Origin of the sequence: Microcoleus sp. C2D2 (genome assembly GCF_036702495.1) — a bacterium.
Classification (GTDB): Bacteria; Cyanobacteriota; Cyanobacteriia; order Cyanobacteriales; family Microcoleaceae; genus Microcoleus.
This window is the reverse complement of the sequence record NZ_JAUBTO010000163.1, coordinates 1-16,663: the sequence shown is the minus strand read 5'-3', so window position 1 is coordinate 16,663 and position 16,663 is coordinate 1. Positions and strand designations below refer to the sequence as shown.

Here is a 16,663-nt window from a genome sequence, read left to right as displayed (position 1 = left end):
GTAAGATTAACGTCGCTGGCAATAAATCCTGTGACGCTTTCGCTGAATGTTGCTGTGACTAAAAATGGTGCGTTTGTGGTTGTTGGTGATGCAGAGGTTAAGGCAACTGTGGGGGCTGTAATATCAGCAGTACGAGTCAGTTGAGTGGCGGCGGTATTATTATTACCTGCAATATCAGTTGCTGTAGCTGCTGGCACATCAACGGTTACAGCGCCATCAGCATTAGGTGTAACGGTAAAATTATAAGTTGTGCCGCTACCCGTGAAACCGCTAAGGGTACTGTTAGTAAGATTAACGTCGCTGGCAATAAATCCTGTGACGCTTTCGCTGAATGTTGCTGTGACTAAAAATGGTGCGTTTGTAGTTGTTGGTGATGCAGAGGTTAAGGCAACTGTGGGGACAACGGTGTCTACAACTATGGCTTTGCTATCCGCTAAAGACTGCCCCGCAGGAATAGTCAAGGTTGCATTATTTCCCGCACCATCTTTTAATGTTGCACCGACTGCTAAAGTTATGCCTGTTGAGTTAAGGTCGGGGCTATTTTGTCCTGCTGCTGGAGTATAAGTGCCGACAGCGGATGTGCCGGTGAAAGGTGCAATAGTGACAGTGCCACCTGTGCCTAAGGCGACTGTCATGTTACCGCCAGCTAAGGTAACTGCTTCGCTGAAGTTGACGGTAACGTTGATGTTGCCAGTTGTGTTGTAACTGCCGTTGGCGGTGGTAGAGGTGACGCTGCTGATGGTGGGTGCAAGAGTATCGATAATTATGGCTTTGCTACCGCCGAGGGAGTTGGCTGTGGCTAAGGTGGGGAGGGTTAAGAACGCATCAAAGGCTGCACCAACAGTTTCTTTAATTGTGCCGCCGTTGAGGGTGAGGGCGTTGGTAGCGAGGTATTCTAAGTCACCGGAGGTGTCTCCTGGTTGCACTACATAGTTGAAGGTGAGGGCTGTAGTGCCACTACCAGAGGCGTAATTGGCAAAAGAGTCAGTTGTGCCTGTTTCTAGTTGCAGTCGGGGTGTGCCGGTGACGTTGACAGCGGCATCGAAGGTGACGGTGATATCGATCGTCGTAGAACCTACACCGTAGCTGCCGTCAGCGGTGGTAGCGGTGACAGCAGTGACTTTGGGGGTAGTGTTGAGCAGGATGGAAACGTTGTCGCTAATTCTGTTCGCCGTTGCTAAGTCTGGTTTGCCGTCGCCGTTGAAGTCGCCGCTGCTGACGGAGCGGGGGTCATTGCCAGTCAGGAAGAAGACTTGGGGGGCGAAAGTGGGGGTGGTGGTGTTGGTGGTGGTGGTGTTGAGCAGGATAAAGCCGTTTTGGCTCAATTTCTCCGTCAAAGCTAAGTCAGGGAGGCCGTCGCCGTTGAAGTCGCCGATGCTGACGGAGGTGAACCCAGTGCCAGTAGGGAAGTCAAGTTGGGGGGCGAAAGTGGGGGTGGTGGTGTTGGTGGTGGTGGTGTTGAGCAGGATGGAGACGCCGTCGCTGCTGAAGTTGTTCGCCGTTGCTATGTCAGGGAGGCCGTCGCCGTTGAAGTCGCCGATGCTGAGGGATTCGGGGCCAAAGCTAGTAGGGAAGTCAACTCGGGTGGCGAAAGTGGGGGTGGTGGATCCTGTGGCGGTGGTGTTGAGCAGGATGGAGGCGGTGCTGGGGTTAGAGTTCGCCGTTGCTAAGTCAGGGAGGTCGTCGCCGTTGAAGTCGCCAATGCTGACAAATTCGGGGCGAGTGTCAGTAGGGAAGTCCCCTCCGGTGGCGAAAGTGGGGGTGGTGGCGCCGGTGGTGGTGGTGTTGAGCAGGATGGAGACGTTGTCGCTGAAGTTGTTCGCCACAGCTATGTCAGGGAGGTCGTCGCCGTTGATGTCGCCGATGCTGACAGAGTAGGGGAAAGTGCCAGTTTCCAAGTCAACTCGGGTGGCGAAGCTGGGGGTGGTGGCTCCTGTGGCGGTGGTGTTGAGCAGGATGGAGACGTTGTCGCTGTACATATTCGCCACAGCTAAATCTGGGAAGCCGTCGCCGTTGATGTCGCGGATGCTGATGGATCTGGGGTTATCGCCAGTTTCGAAGTCAACTCGGGTGGGGAAAGTGGGGGTGGTGGCACCTGTGGCGGTGGTGTTGAGCAGGATGGAGACGCTGTCGCTGTAGCCGTTCGCCACAGCTAAGTCAGGTTTCGTGTCGCCGTTGAAGTCGTCGATGCTGACGTATCTGGGGCCATCGCCAGTAAGGAAGTCAACTTTGGGGGCGAAGCCCAGGATGCCGCTGTAGGTTTTGAGGGCGGTTTCTGTGAGGGCCAGTTGGGGTGCTTGGGAAGATGGGGGGATGAGTTGGGGGATGTTCCAGTTGCCGCCCTTTTTGCTGTTGCCTGTGGCGTAGGGGTTGGCGGCGATGTGGGCGCCGGTGAGTTGGTGGAGTTGAGTGAGGAATCGGTGGCCTCTGTCCCCGGCTGCGGAGTTACATCCATATAAGATGATGCTGGCATTAGATGTGAAACTGTGTCGCCACTGTTGCAACTGTTGGGTGTAGTTTTCGATGTTGCTGCTGTTTAGTTCTGTTGTGCCTAAGTAAAGGTTGCCGGAACTGCCGTGCGAGATGATGTGTAGGGCTTCGATGTCTGTATGCTGAGCTAGGATTGTGGCGATTTGCTCTACGGCATCCGGCTGGCTTTCGAGGATGTAGGTTGCTGTGCCCGGTTTGATGCCAGAGGCTATGTGGTGGCTATCGGGTATTGTGGGGTCAAGGATGACTATTTCCCTTAGCTGGTTGCTGATGCAATTAATTAGGCAAAATTCTTTTTTGTAATTAATTTTTTGAACTAGAGTTTTCATCTGCTTTTGGCTCCCCTGGAAGAATTTCTTGAGTTGGTTGGCGCCGATCGCCCCCTTTGAGTTAAGAGACTGTACTTATACCTTAGGGCCGATGACACCGTAGACTTTTAACAACAGACAACCTAGCAGATGTTCGATCTCCGTGTGTGTGCTTGAACTAGCGAGTTTACAAAGATTTATATTCCTCTGGGTATATTACACAAACTCGACAAAGTTGAGGTGGGGGCGGGTTTATTATATTATTGATATTAGGCAATTACGATCGGTAAAATCCGCCTTTTGTATCTTGAAAGAGGTAGATGGCGATTTGACGTGGGGTGGGGGCGGGTTTACGAGATTGGGCGTTTTAGGCAATTATTGTCTGTCAAACCCGCCCCTACATTTTGGATATATAATATAAAGATTTTTCAGATGCTATGAATAACGATCGCACAAATTTCAATACAGTCTCCGAATACGAGATTTTGGGCGATCGCGATTTTCCATCTTGGTTAACCCAACAACAAATCAGCCTCGCTTGCACTACCTATCAAACCAGCAGGTTAATGTTAATCGGTGCTGTACCAGAAACCAACAGAATATCGGCTTTTTGGCGAATATTCGATCGCGCAATGGGGCTTTTCTGCACGCCGGAACGCCTTTATTTAAGTTCAAAATATCAACTCTGGCAATTAGATAATGTCTTAGAATTAGGGAAATTATACCAAGGATACGATAAATTATATATACCAAGAATCGGTTATACTACAGGAGATATCGACATTCACGATATCGCAGTCGATAAAAATAATCAAATCATTTTTATTAGCACTTTGTTTAATTGTATCGCTACAGTGAGCGATCGCCACAGTTGCAAACCTCTCTGGAAACCCGGTTTTATCTCACAATATATCAATGAAGACCGCTGTCACCTCAACGGTTTGGCAATGGTAGCTGGGGAGGCGAAATATGTCACGGCGTCGAGTCAGTCGGATGTGGTAGATGGCTGGCGCGATCGCCGACAAAACGGCGGTATAGTTATTGATATTCAATCTAATGATATTATCGTCACAGGATTGTCGATGCCGCACTCGCCTCGCTGGTATCAAGACAAGTTGTGGGTGTTAAATTCGGGGCGGGGAGAATTGGGTTATGTGGATTTAGACACAGGGAAATTTGAGGCAATTACGTTTTGTCCGGGATACGTGCGAGGACTAGCTTTTTGGCAAAATTGGGCAATTGTGGGACTCTCGAAACCTCGGGGAGGTGACAACTCTTTTAGCGGTTTAGAATTGGATGAGTTGTTGCTCGCTAAGGATGCTGAGGCTCGCTGCGGTATGATGGCGATCGATTTGACGAATGGGGCGATCGTTCACTGGTTGCGCTTTGAAGGGATTGTCACGGAGCTCTATGATGTCCAGGTGATTCCTGAAGTACAAAAACCGATGGCTTTGGGTTTTCAAACTGACGAAATTGCTCAACTGATTACTTTGGAATTTTAACCGCAGATGGTGGCAGATGTACGCGGATGGACGCAGATAAATGTTGATTTGGATTTAAGGGCGAGAGCCTTTTTTTGTCGGTTTTTACTCAACGGGCGATTCGCTACGGGATAGCTTCGCACGCGCGTACTTTTGTTGATTCTTTGAATTTGCCGCAAATTTCCGATATTTATTTGCGAAAACGACCCCGAATGCGATCGACAAACATATCAACTTCCGGCAACTTCATCTGACTGACAAATAGGGCAAAAACTCCTAACCCTACAAAACTTGCTACACTCAACTGCACTAATTGAATTACCAAACCTTCAGTACCCAAAACTCTTTGACAGCCTTGCAGAGTAGCCAACGTGACGAAAGCAGTTAGAAAACTGCCAGAAGTTAACCCCAGAAAAGGCAAACTCCACTCCCCCCAAGGCAGGCCACCCAGCTTTTTATCTAAACTGTACAAAAGCATAATCATCGAAAGAAGATTTACTCCCACCGTCGCCAAAACTAATCCGGGGGCGCCAAAAGCTCCTACTAACAAGTAATCCAAAAGAGCGTTTAAAAAGATATTGATAATACTGATGCGAAAAGGGGTTTCCCCGTCTCCCAAAGCGTAAAATACCCGTACCAAAACGTCGCGTCCCAAATACACAAACATTCCAATACTGTAAGCCATCAATATCGGCGTAACAAACTGCGAGGCCGATCGATCGAAAGCATAGCGTTCGTAAACAACGCGGACGATAGGGCCAGCCAGCGTTACCATTAAAGCGCTCAGCGGCAGCATCGTAAGGCCTGTCAAAATTAAAGATTGACGAATTCGATCTTTTAATTCCCGCCAATCTCTCGGATCGGTGAGGCGAGAAAATATGGGTAGAAATGGCACTAAAATTACATTAGAAATGATGCCTAAAGGTGTCATAACTAACAAGCCGCTGTAACCCAACGCAGAGGCAGCTTGAGGGATGTATGATGCGAAAAATAGGTCAGTATAGACATTAATTTGCAGCATTCCTGAGGATAAGGTAGCAGGAACCATTACCTTAATTACTTCTTGCACTCCGGGGCGTTTAAAATTAAACCGCAAGCGCAATGTTCCCAAGCCGGCGCGCCACTGGGCCACGAGTTGCACCAACCACTGCAAAACTGCCCCCGCTAAAGTTCCCCAAGCTAACACTAGGCCGCCCATTAGTGCGTATTCTGGCTGAATAATTTTGTCTCCGAGTTGCAGTGCGAGAATCCCCAAACCGCCGACAAGTGCAACGCTGGAAAATAAAGGGCTAATCGAAGGCAACCAGTACATATCGGCGGCGTTGAGAGTGCCGAAACCAATGCCGATTAAGCCTGAAAGTAATGCCATCGGTGCCATAATCCGAAATTGTTCGACGGCAATTGCTTTGATTTGTAAACCTTCTGCTGTTCTATTTAATCCCGGTGCTACCACATCGATCAGGGGATCGGCAAAAATAATTAAAGCTACTGTTACCAACAGCAGCAAGCCGCCGACTAAGGTGGTGATAGTCTCGACTAAGGGTGCGGCTTCTTTTTTGTCGCGGCGGGCTAAAACGCTGACTATGGCGCTGTGAAATGGTCCGTTAATCCCTCCGAGCAAAATAAATAAGAAACCAGGGATGACGTAGGCGTAGTTGTAGGCATCGACGGCGACGCCGACTCCAAAGGCTGCGGCGATCGCAATTTGGCGCACCAATCCAAAGACTTTGCTAATTATAGTGGCGACTGCGACAATGCCGGCAATCCCCGCTAGGGAACGAGAGGGCTTCTGCTGTTGAGACACAAATAGTTACAAACGCTAGTGCTAAAAGGCTTCACTAAGTTTAATAGTAAATCTGGAAAATCATAACATGAATTCAGAAAATTTCTATTCCCAATTACCTTTACTGGACAATTTTATCCAGATTACCGATCTCGGTAATTTTTTTGACGTACCTGAGGATTGGTACATTGTTGTCACAGATATTCGCGGTTCTACACAAGCGATTGAAGCTGGAAAATACAAAGAAGTTAACTTATTGGGGGCTTGTTCGATCGTTGCTGTTTTGAATGTAGCAGGCAAAACTGAGATTCCGTTTGTGTTTGGTGGCGACGGCGCTTCTCTTTTAATGGGGCCATCGCTTTTACCCGCTGCCCAGAAAGCTTTGCTGGCCACTCAACAACTGGCTAAGACTCACTTTGACATGGATTTGCGAGTTGGGGTCGTGCCGGTTAAAGTTGTGGTAGCAGCTAATTATCCGGTAAAAATAGCTAAGTTTAAAGTTTCGGAAAATTACAGCCAAGCTGTTTTTGTCGGCGGCGGCTTAACCCGTGCTACTGAACTTATTAAAGACCCGATAGCTGGTAAGATTTACAGCATTAAAAATAATGGCGTTTCTCCAAAAGCCGATTTTTCGGGATTGGAGTGCCGATGGCAGGATATTCCTAGCAAGTACGGGGAAATAGTAACGCTGCTGGTAATGGTGCGAGCGGATTTTGGTCAGCACAGTCATCAATTTTATAGAAACATTTTAAAAAAAATTCAATACATTTACGGCAAGGAAAATAGTTTAAATCCGATCGACCGTAAAAATCTTAAATTGACATTGAACAGCACCAAACTGATTAAAGAAACTCTAGTTAGGGCGAGCAGTGCTAGTTGGTTAGACCGCCAGCTATATTTATCAAAAATACAGTTAGAGACGGCGCTTGGTTCGCTGCTAATGAATTTGAAGGTTAAGACAGAAGAGTTAGATTGGGGAGTTTATAAAGATATGGCGATCGCAGCTACGGATTACCGCAAATTTGATGATATGTTGAGAATGGTAATTTCTGGCAATGAGTGGCGGCGAAAAAAATTGACGCGGTACTTGGAAAGGAATTACCGAGAAGGCAAGCTGGTTTACGGTTTGCACGTGTCTGATAGGGCGTTGATGACTTGTTTGGTGTTTGAACGCGGCGGCCGACAAGTGCATTTTGTAGATGGCGCTGATGGAGGTTATGCTTTAGCTGCGAAGGATATGAAACAAAGAATGAATGAATAATGGTTAGAATTAAGTTTTTAGTGAGGACTTCAGTCATCTCTCATCAGCAATAATCGATCGGGACTATTCATCCTTACTACCAACGGTCGTTTCGTGCTATGATACGTCAATCTAAAATCTAAAATCTAAAATCTAAAATCTAAAATCCGAAGTCCTCTCTCATCAGCAATAATCGATCGGGACTATTCATCCTTACTACCCACGGTCGTTTCGTGCTATAATACGTCAATCTAAAATCTAAAATCTAAAATCTAAAATCTAAAATATGAGTCCTTTGGTAGGCCAGACTTTCGGCGGTGCAGCCGACGGGCAGCAGTTGGAGAAAGCACAGCAACAAGTAGATACCGTGCTAAGGTTTTTTGAGGGTTTGTTGGGCGATTAATTTTTTTTTGCAGCCGCGATGGAATTAGCTTAGCCGATGTTGTTGCGGGAGTTTCGGTGCCGGGGCTGCGGAGTTTGGGCCTAGCTTTGGACGGGTATCCCAAGTTGCAGGCTTGGTGCGATCGCTTAAATTCCTGGGATTCTTGGCAGCAAACTCAAGCCAGTCGCGAATTAGTAGAAGCTTTTAAAGCGCCGATAAAACAGTTGATGAAAGTTCGAGCCAAGCAGTCTTTAAATGATGAAATTAATGTGTTGATTAAATCAAATTTAAACAAGTTTTTCGTGGCGATTGAGCGCGAAAACCGCAACTCCCAAACTGCTAAAAGGTAAAATATAAAATCGAATGACTGACTTTATTTACAAATATCCACCTCTCTTACCAGGCATTTTAATCAAGCGGTACAAGCGATTTTTCGCGGATATCGAACTAACTACGGGAGAAATCATCACCGCGCACTGTCCAAATACTGGCCCGATGACTGGTGTTTGCATTCCCGGCAATCCCGTGCTAGTATCTGGCAGCGACAATCCAAAACGCAAGTTAGCTTATACTTGGGAATTAATTAAGCTGTGCGACACAGAACCCACTTGGGTGGGAGTTAATACTGCGCTGCCAAATCGAGTTATTAAATTAGCTTTGGAATTACGATTGTTTCCTGAGTTGGGCAATTACAGTTTAATTCAACCCGAGGTTGTTTACGGCACCGATCAAAAAAGTAGAGTTGATTTTTGGCTGACGGGTGAGGAAAAACCGATTTTTTTGGAAGTGAAAAATACAACTTGGGTAAAAGAGCAGTTGGCTCTATTTCCCGATACAGTGACGGAGAGGGGACAGAAACATTTGAGAGAATTGATGGAAGTGATGCGGCTGGGTGCGAGGGCTGTAATGCTGTATTTTATCAATCGCGGGGATTGTACTGATTTTGCTCCTGGGGATAGTGCCGATCGCCTTTACGGAGAATTGTTCAGACAGGCAATGGGTGAAGGTGTCGAAGTTTTGCCTTGCCGGTTTGACGTGACGCCAGAAGGTTTGCGCTATTTGGGGTTAGCAAAACTAAATTTACTTAACCCCAAATGATTGATTATAGCGGTTCTCAAAAAAGTGAGGTATGCCCTATGCCCACGGAGGCCTATGCCCGTGGGCCAGATAGTACCTCATATGAGAGCTCGAAAGGCTATAGTTTAAATTGCCTGCATTTCTCCATCGACCTCGACATCAGCGACACCCGGTACCTTCCTTAGTCCTTCTAGCTTTGACTGAGAAACTGATCCAGTAATAATGCCAGTAACAGGTAGCACCCGATCGACTTTCATTCCCGCCGATTCTAAGCCCGTAACAACAGATTGAATAATCGGTAAGTTTTGGTCGTCAACAGTCACTACGATCTGCTCTATTTCTTCCTCAGACATCTTCAGCCTCCTTTGCACCAAATCCCTTGAGCTATTGTCAACTTAATTAAACCTAAAATCCGATAGCACTCTCTTATCCCCTACTCCTCTTAAAAAGGGGGGAACTAGAAAGTCCCCCTTTTTAAGGGGGATGCGCGGGGGTTCTGTGCGTAAGTTCGATCGCCCGGAGTGATTACGGAGCTTGTACTAAGCCACTTCCGACACTAGCACTTGGCAACGGTAGCGGCTTAGCACGAGAAGTTAGCAATTGCCAAAGTTGAGAACCTCGTTTACCAGTCGATTGGGCATACAAAGCAGCGAGCCCAGCCACGTGCGGTGTAGCCATGCTAGTGCCATTGTAAGCAGCATAACGCCCTTGATCCATAGGCACTGATGAGTATATATCCACTCCAGGAGCGGCGATATCGACTTTAGCCCCTGGAGATTTGCCAGCTTTAGCCGAGAAGTCAGCCGCTGCGAGGCACTTATCGATCGCTCCAACAGCCATAATCGACGGGCTATTGGCTGGTTGTCCGACGGTTCCTCCGCTTCGTCCGTTATTGCCTGCTGCAGCCACGATCAGACACCGATTTTGCAGTGCCCGAAGACCGACTTTTTCGTAGGCAGTAGACGGTGTTGGAGTTGTGTTTCCTAAGGACATCGAGATCACTTGACACCCATTGGCGATCGCCCATTCCATCCCGGCGAGAATCCAGCCACTATCGCCACTACCGGCATTGCTCAACACTTTACCGACATAAATGGTTGATTGGTGAGCGACCCCATACCTGCGGCCGTTGAGATCCTTGAACCCGCACGCTGTCCCAATGCAGTGCGTGCCATGACTGTTGCCATCTTGTACAGCCTCCCCAGGCACGAAGGACTGCGACACGATCGATCGGCCGGCGAAGTCGGGATGCAATAGATCCATCCCCGTATCCAGCACAGCAACTTTGATTCCGCTACCAGTCAACAGAGACTTGTCCACCTTCGTTGCTTTCAGACCCCAAGTAAACTGAGTATCATCAGCAAAACATTCTTTCTGGATTGTTTCTATATCCTCAGTAGTGGCTTTCTGGTACAGGTTATCCACCGCATCGCGATAGCCCCGCAAATAATCTAGGGACAATCCCTCCTCAATGGCGTAGAAAATGCGCTCTGGTTCGATCGCCAAGATGGCAGTATTCTCTCCCGCTGATGTCGTGATGCTGCTGAAACCCCCTTCGTCTAAGGAGACGACGGCCACACCGAGAGTTGGGAACACCGCTCCCCCTCCTGCTTCGAGTTGACTAAAGTCTAGAGCAGACTCGGGGAAATCGGCAGCGTTTGCCAGTCCCCTCATGCCAGCTTGGTCACTTAGGACGGCTAACCCTTCTGTCACCGCATCTTCGCGGAAAGTAATAATGTAACGCCCTGTTGTTCCGTCGGCTGGGGCGGTTTCTGGGATGGGAAAACTAGGTTGTTCAGACATAAAATACCTCTTCTTGAGTGTTTTTATAAATCAATGACAGTTTTAACGTTGGCGTGGAGTATTTTCAAGCTGCTTTTCCCAACTGGATAACAGCTTTTGATCTAATCATCCTCAAAATAAACTCGGGCAACAATACGACGATCCGCGTATAGGATTATGAAGAGATTGCAACAAATTACCCGTTGACCAACCCCAACTTTTCCAGAGCAACCATCACAGCAGCCGTCCGGGTTTGTACATTGAGTTTCCCGTAAAGATGCTCCAGATGTTTTCGCACTGTTCCTTCACTGCAACCGAGCACTTTAGCGATTCCTGCATTGCTTTTATCTTTGGCAATCCAGAATAAAACCTCCGCCTCGCGTTTGGTGAGTCCTAGCGATTCCAGGGCGGATATAGAGAATGATTGCAGTTCTTTTTCGTCCAACAGCAAGAGATATTGCTGGTTGATGGGATCTGGAATCAGACGGACGATCAACTGTCTTCCTGCTTGTTGAATGTGCAAGGGTAAACAGGGAGATGGATCGGCGCTGTTGAATGTGAGTCGCGCCATCTGATCCTTGAACCAATGTTGTAAGGATTCTGGGAATGAATATGGGATGCGGGGTAAAAAATACTGGCTCAAAAGTTCTTCTGCCCGTTGAGTTATGAATTGCACCTCCCCTGTAATCTCCACAACTATCGCCCCTACCCGATCTAAGATTTGCTTGACTATTACCTTAATTAAAGTATCTGGCTCGTTGCCAGTGCGATCGCCTAAAGCTTCGAGAGTATAATATTCGTAGCAATTTTCGTAACTTTTGGTCTCAGTTTTTGCTGGTGGGAATTTATCAATACCTTCTGATGTTAAAATAACTGCGCCCGGACGGTTTTGTGTCTGTGAATTCATGGGAAGTATCTCCATTGCCATACTGGTGAGAATGGCGAAACCAGAGAGCCTTACGGTGCGGGACTCTCGCTCATTTCACTGTTCTTGAGGTATACAACTGTAGAAATGCACTCTGAGACTTTTGGACAGTCCCTTATTTAAGTTGCTTTTCTTAAGTAATTACTAACGAATAACACTCACTAGCTGCTAGTTACCAGTCACTTAATCGAGGGACTGGCAGAATTTTTATTTTTGTGTTAAGGGCAGTAGAGGCTATTGTAGAGATTAGCGCTAGGCGAAAAAGAAAGTGACAGTCAATCGATTTGAGATTTGAGATTTAAGATTGAAGCAAATGTTTAGTTGATAAATTACCTGTCAACATCAGGCGATGTTTCGCTTACAATACACTATGTAGCATTTAATAAAAAAGAGCGATCGAACTATGGGAATGACCCTGACCGAAAAAATCTTAGCCAAAGCATCAGGCCGCACTAAAGTTGAGCCCGGAGAAAATATTTGGGTAGAAACAGACGTGCTGATGACCCACGATGTCTGCGGACCCGGCACCATAGGCGTTTTCAAACGCGAATTCGGTGAGAATGCTAAAGTCTGGAACCCAGACAAAATCGTCCTAATTCCCGACCACTACATTTTCACTAACGACGAACGCGCTAACCGTAACGTGGATATTCTCCGCGATTTTGCCAAAGAACAAGGGATAAAATACTTTTACGACATCACGGATCGATCGGACTTCAAAGCAAATCCCGACTACAAAGGAGTTTGCCACATTGCCCTAGCACAAGAAGGCCACACCCGGCCCGGCGAGGTGCTGTTCGGCACAGATTCCCACACCTGCAATGCCGGCGCTTTCGGACAATTTGCCACCGGTATCGGCAATACAGACGCGGCTTTTATCATGGGAACCGGCAAACTGTTAATCAAAGTTCCCGCAACCATGCGCTTTGTGCTCAACGGCGAACTGCCGGATTATTTGTTAGCAAAAGACCTGATTTTGCAGATTATTGGTGATATTAGCGTTGCGGGTGCTAACTACCGGACTATGGAATTTGCCGGCGATACAGTTGAGCGTTTGACGATGGAAGAACGGATGACGCTGTGCAATATGGTGATTGAAGCTGGTGGCAAAAACGGCACGGTTGCGCCCGACAAAACTACGTTTGATTACGTTACTTCTCGGACTGACAAACCCTTCGATTCATTTTACAGCGATGGGGATGCTAAATTTTACAGCGATCGCACCTACGATGTCACCAAATTAGAACCAGTGGTCGCCAAACCGCACTCCCCGGACAACCGCGACTTAGCGCGCAACTGCCGCGATGTCAAAATCGATCGAGTTTACATCGGTTCCTGCACCGGCGGCAAAACCTCCGACTTTCTGAATGCCGCCCGCATTCTGAAAGGATACCAAGTCAAAGTTCCGACTTATTTAGTACCAGCAACTCAGAAAGTTTACGAAGATTTGTTTGTCACAAAATACGAGGGTCAAACGCTTTCGGAAATTTTCTTAGCGGCAGGCTGCATCGAACCCGCAGCGCCTTCTTGCGCCGCTTGTTTGGGTGGCCCGAAAGATACTTTCGGGCGGATGAACGAACCCGAAATTTGCGTGTCTACAACTAACCGCAATTTCCCCGGCCGCATGGGGAATAAAGAAGCGCAAGTTTATCTAGCTTCGCCTTACACGGCGGCGGCGTCTGCGCTGACTGGGTATGTCACCGATCCGCGCGAATTCCTGTGTTAGATAGTTGCTTTTAGTATTCTGTAAGGTTGACACAATGGCTGAAGAGTTCCCTATTATTGTAGTTCCAGAAGCAGCCTCTGAGCTATCTGAAACCGAGACTATGGGAACTAAGTACAAGTTCTGGTTTGACGATCCAAATTTAGGGCCTTGCTTGTACAAAAAGTCTCGACCAAATACAGGTGAAGATTGGGCGGAAAAAATTGCAGCCGAGTTGTGCAAACTCCTCGGACTGCCCCATGCTCAATATGAACTGGCAACTTGGAAAAGTCAACGCGGAACTGTCTCACTATCATTTTTGCCCGATGGTGGCAGTTTCATTCCTGGGAATGAAGTTTTGTCTGCGAGCGCACCGCACAGAGTTAATATTGTGTTGGAGGCGATCGCAGACAATTCTGTTAATTTGCCCCTTGATTGGGTTCCGCCAGTCGGGATAGAAACAGCAGTAGAAACTTTTGTCGGATATTTGCTATTAGATGCCTGGATTGGCAATACAGACCGTCACTCAGAGAATTGGGCTGTATTAGATAAACCCGAAAGCGCTCCTACTTTAAATATCGCCAGATATCTAGCACCAACTTACGACCATGCCTCTAGTTTGGGAGTGCGGATATCTGATGAAGAACGGCAAAAGAGATTGATTACAAAAGATACTGGCTATTCTGTCCAAGCTTATGCGAAAAGATGCTCTTCTCAGTTATATGCTAGCGATAATAGACCAAAGCCTCTCAAGACTTTTGAGGCATTCCGCGAAGCAGCGCTATACTATCCCCAAGCAGCCGAAATTTGGCTCAATTGCCTTGCGAAGATTTCAGCTAATGATACGCTAGCCATTTTTAACCGGATACCGCGCGTTCGCATTTCACAAATTACCATTGACTTTTCTCAACAACTACTTAAATATAACAGAGAAAGGCTACTTGAATTAACTGGAGATTTGCTTTGAAAACACTATTTTTGGCTTGGGAAGATTCAGGCCGCGGTTCTTGGTTTCCGATTGGTCGATTGACATTTAACGGTAAAGAATACCAGTTCAATTATACAAATGGTGTTCTAGAAGCTAAACTTAAGTGCGGGTTTGGACCCTTGCTATCTTTCCCTGATTTCAATAAGGTTTACACTTCAGAGAAACTCTTTCCCTTGTTTTCCAATCGCGTGATGCCGCGATCGCGCCCTGATTACCCTGAATTTGTAGAGTGGTTGAATATCCCTAAACACGAAGATGACCCAATTGCTTTATTGGCCCGCAGCGGAGGTAAACGGGTAACTGATAAATTTGAGGTATTTCCCTGTCCCGAACCGGATGAAAAGGGACGTTACCGCATCCATTTTTTTGCACATGGACTGCGACACCTTCCCAAGTGGGCAATTGAACGGATTAATGGGCTTGAAGTGGGCGAACTTTTGTATTTAGCCCACAAATTTTATCCTCGTGGCTTGCTGCTTTGTACTGAAAATGACTGCATTGTAGGCTATTGTCCGCGCTATGTTTTGGAGGATATTTTTCAAATTATCTCGCAGCATCCAAAATTGGTTCGCGTAGAAGTCGATCGCCTCAATCAACCCCCAACGCCGCTACAGTTCCGCTTGCTGTGCAAGATGACCGCCGATTGGCGAGACTTTCGCCCCTTCCAAGGTTCGATGTATCAGCCGATTAGCAGTGATGTTTTAGCTGCAAGTGCGATCGGATAATCAGCAACAAGAAGTAAAATTATCATCACAGAGTTAGGGAAGAACCCAAGTTAATTATTCTCAATTGAATACAGAAGATTGCACAATTTATACAAATAATTAACTAAATGTTGACATTTTTACTCGAATAGAGTATGTTTGAGCTAATTTATCGATTCCCAATTCCACATTCTCAGTTAAGCCCATACAATTTCTGAAAATTAGAGCTGCACATTGCTAATGCTTTGTATTAGAAGTGTTGCGCTGCATGAAATAAATTGGCTCTCTACTTTTTAGAGTGAGAATTGGTCTGGGTGCGAAATTAACCTATCAGGAACTTCACAGAATTGTCAGTATGAACAAAAAAATAAAGATTGGGGTTGCTGAAGCTTTGGGTACTTTTGTGTTGGTATTAGGTGGATGTGGCAGTGCGGTTTTAGCTGGAGACAAAATCGGCTTTTTGGGAGTGTCGATCGCCTTTGGGCTGTCCCTCTTAATTATGGTTTATACCCTCGGCCCTATCTCTGGATGCCACATTAATCCCGCGGTAAGCGTCGGTTTAGTAGTTGCCAAACTGATCGATGCTGTTTTGCTTCCTTATTATATAGGAGGTCAGATTTTAGGGGGAATTTTAGGCGGTCTTGTTTTGTATATGATAGCATCAGGAAAACCGGGTTTTGATGCGGCGGCTTCTGGATTTGCGTCTAACGGTTTTGGAGAACATTCTCCCACTGGTTACGGACTTTTGGCAGCAGCTTTGACGGAAGTTGTACTGACTGCTTTTCTGTTATTTACAATCATGGGTACTACCCATCCCAAATATCCCGTCGGTTTGGGCGGAATTCCGATCGGCTTGATGCTGGTGTTGATTCACTTAGTCGGAATTCCCGTAACCAATACTTCAGTTAACCCAGCTAGAAGTATCGGTGTGGCACTTTTTCAAGGCGGATGGGCAATCCAACAGTTGTGGGCGTTTATTGTATTCCCAGTGATTGGTGGAATTATCGGCGTTTTGGCTTATAATTTCATTAAACCGACTCTGGAAGAAATTTGAGCTAAAATCAGAAATAAACCGGGTTTATTGAATTTTTTAGGGTGGTAGAATTCATCTGGCAACTTCAGAAACCCGGTTTGTCGATCGCACAACTCGATCGAATTGCAAGTATTCGCTAAATAGGCGCCATGATTACGATCGTGATGGGAGTCTCCGGTTCAGGCAAAACTACAGTTGGCAAGTTGCTGGCGCAATCTCTCAATTGGGATTTCAGCGATGCCGACGATTTTCACCCATCCGCTAATATCGAGAAAATGAGTCGGGGCATTCCTTTAGAAGATGCGGATCGCCTTCCTTGGCTATTACAATTGCAAGCTGCAATAGACAGGTGGCTTTTGGAAAATAAAAATGTTGTGTTGGCTTGTTCTGCTTTAAAAGCATCTTACCGCGAAATGCTCTGCCGAGACCTGCAGCGGATGAAAATAGTTTATCTCAAAGGTTCTTTTCATCTATTGGCAACAAGGTTAAAAAGTCGCGAAAATCACTACATGAAAGCAGACTTGCTGTTAAGTCAGTTAGACACTCTCGAAGAACCCGAAGATGCAATTATCGTAGATGCTTCGCAGCCGCTAGAGTTAATCGTGCGCCAAATTAAAAATCATCTGATGTGCGGTTAATTGCCCCAAATAAAACCTATAATACTAAATCGGGCTTAAATACAAGTTTATTTCTTAGGAATGAGAATTAAATAACTTCCACAAGTTTGTGGGATGGGCGTCCCGCCCGTCCTTTTTGGACGGGCGGGAC

Annotated in this window: 14 protein-coding genes; 9 read left to right on the top strand and 5 right to left on the bottom strand. The window is 46.7% G+C overall.

What is annotated here, in order from left to right; all coding sequences use genetic code 11:
* Positions 1-2,819: DUF4347 domain-containing protein (locus QUB61_RS32730; protein WP_333190285.1), on the bottom strand; the 2,819-nt coding region annotated here is incomplete at its 3' end.
* Between the two features lie 416 nt (positions 2,820-3,235).
* Here QUB61_RS32730 and QUB61_RS32725 point away from each other — a divergent pair.
* The gene (locus QUB61_RS32725) at positions 3,236-4,300 is read left to right on the top strand and encodes a TIGR03032 family protein (RefSeq protein WP_333132113.1); all 1,065 of its coding nucleotides are present in this window, start codon (positions 3,236-3,238) and stop codon (positions 4,298-4,300) included.
* 169 nt (positions 4,301-4,469) lie between these two features.
* Here QUB61_RS32725 and murJ read toward each other — a convergent pair whose 3' ends face one another.
* Complete coding sequence (gene murJ / locus QUB61_RS32720) at positions 4,470-6,083, bottom strand: murein biosynthesis integral membrane protein MurJ (RefSeq protein ID WP_333132111.1); 1,614 nt, start codon at positions 6,081-6,083, stop codon at positions 4,470-4,472.
* 67 nt (positions 6,084-6,150) lie between these two features.
* Between murJ and QUB61_RS32715 the strand changes: the two genes are divergently transcribed.
* The 3 genes from QUB61_RS32715 to sfsA all read left to right on the top strand — a co-directional run bounded on the left by QUB61_RS32715 (position 6,151) and on the right by sfsA (position 8,782).
* Positions 6,151-7,323 (top strand): DUF3095 domain-containing protein, encoded by a 1,173-nt coding sequence (locus tag QUB61_RS32715; RefSeq protein WP_333132109.1) that lies wholly within the window; start codon positions 6,151-6,153, stop codon positions 7,321-7,323.
* 456 nt (positions 7,324-7,779) lie between these two features.
* Positions 7,780-8,034: a hypothetical protein gene (locus QUB61_RS32710; protein WP_333132107.1), complete on the top strand. Its 255-nt coding sequence runs from the start codon at positions 7,780-7,782 to the stop codon at positions 8,032-8,034.
* A gap of 13 nt (positions 8,035-8,047) precedes the next feature.
* The gene (gene sfsA, locus QUB61_RS32705; RefSeq protein WP_333132105.1) at positions 8,048-8,782 is read left to right on the top strand and encodes a DNA/RNA nuclease SfsA; all 735 of its coding nucleotides are present in this window, start codon (positions 8,048-8,050) and stop codon (positions 8,780-8,782) included.
* A 104-nt stretch (positions 8,783-8,886) separates the two neighbouring features.
* Here sfsA and QUB61_RS32700 read toward each other — a convergent pair whose 3' ends face one another.
* From QUB61_RS32700 to QUB61_RS32690, 3 genes are all read right to left on the bottom strand, one after another.
* Entirely contained in the window at positions 8,887-9,114 is a 228-nt protein-coding gene (locus QUB61_RS32700) for a hypothetical protein (protein ID WP_333132103.1), read from the bottom strand.
* Positions 9,115-9,286: 172 nt separating this feature from the next.
* Entirely contained in the window at positions 9,287-10,564 is a 1,278-nt protein-coding gene (locus tag QUB61_RS32695; protein ID WP_333132101.1) for a S8 family serine peptidase, read from the bottom strand.
* 175 nt (positions 10,565-10,739) lie between these two features.
* Entirely contained in the window at positions 10,740-11,450 is a 711-nt protein-coding gene (locus QUB61_RS32690; protein ID WP_333132099.1) for a LuxR family transcriptional regulator, read from the bottom strand.
* Positions 11,451-11,871: 421 nt separating this feature from the next.
* Between QUB61_RS32690 and QUB61_RS32685 the strand changes: the two genes are divergently transcribed.
* From QUB61_RS32685 to QUB61_RS32665, 5 genes are all read left to right on the top strand, one after another.
* Positions 11,872-13,194: a 3-isopropylmalate dehydratase large subunit gene (locus tag QUB61_RS32685; protein WP_333132097.1), complete on the top strand. Its 1,323-nt coding sequence runs from the start codon at positions 11,872-11,874 to the stop codon at positions 13,192-13,194.
* Between the two features lie 34 nt (positions 13,195-13,228).
* Positions 13,229-14,137 (top strand): hypothetical protein, encoded by a 909-nt coding sequence (locus QUB61_RS32680; RefSeq protein WP_333132095.1) that lies wholly within the window; start codon positions 13,229-13,231, stop codon positions 14,135-14,137.
* The gene (locus tag QUB61_RS32675) at positions 14,134-14,883 is read left to right on the top strand and encodes a DNA-binding protein (protein WP_333132093.1); all 750 of its coding nucleotides are present in this window, start codon (positions 14,134-14,136) and stop codon (positions 14,881-14,883) included. The genes QUB61_RS32680 and QUB61_RS32675 overlap by 4 nt, the downstream gene beginning before the upstream one ends.
* A 334-nt stretch (positions 14,884-15,217) precedes the next feature.
* Positions 15,218-15,916, top strand: coding sequence for an aquaporin Z (gene aqpZ / locus QUB61_RS32670; RefSeq protein ID WP_333132091.1), 699 nt, complete (start codon positions 15,218-15,220; stop codon positions 15,914-15,916).
* Positions 15,917-16,044: 128 nt separating this feature from the next.
* On the top strand, positions 16,045-16,533 hold the full coding sequence (locus QUB61_RS32665) for a gluconokinase (RefSeq protein WP_333132089.1): 489 nt from the start codon (positions 16,045-16,047) through the stop codon (positions 16,531-16,533).
* The last annotated feature ends 130 nt before the right edge of the window (positions 16,534-16,663 follow it).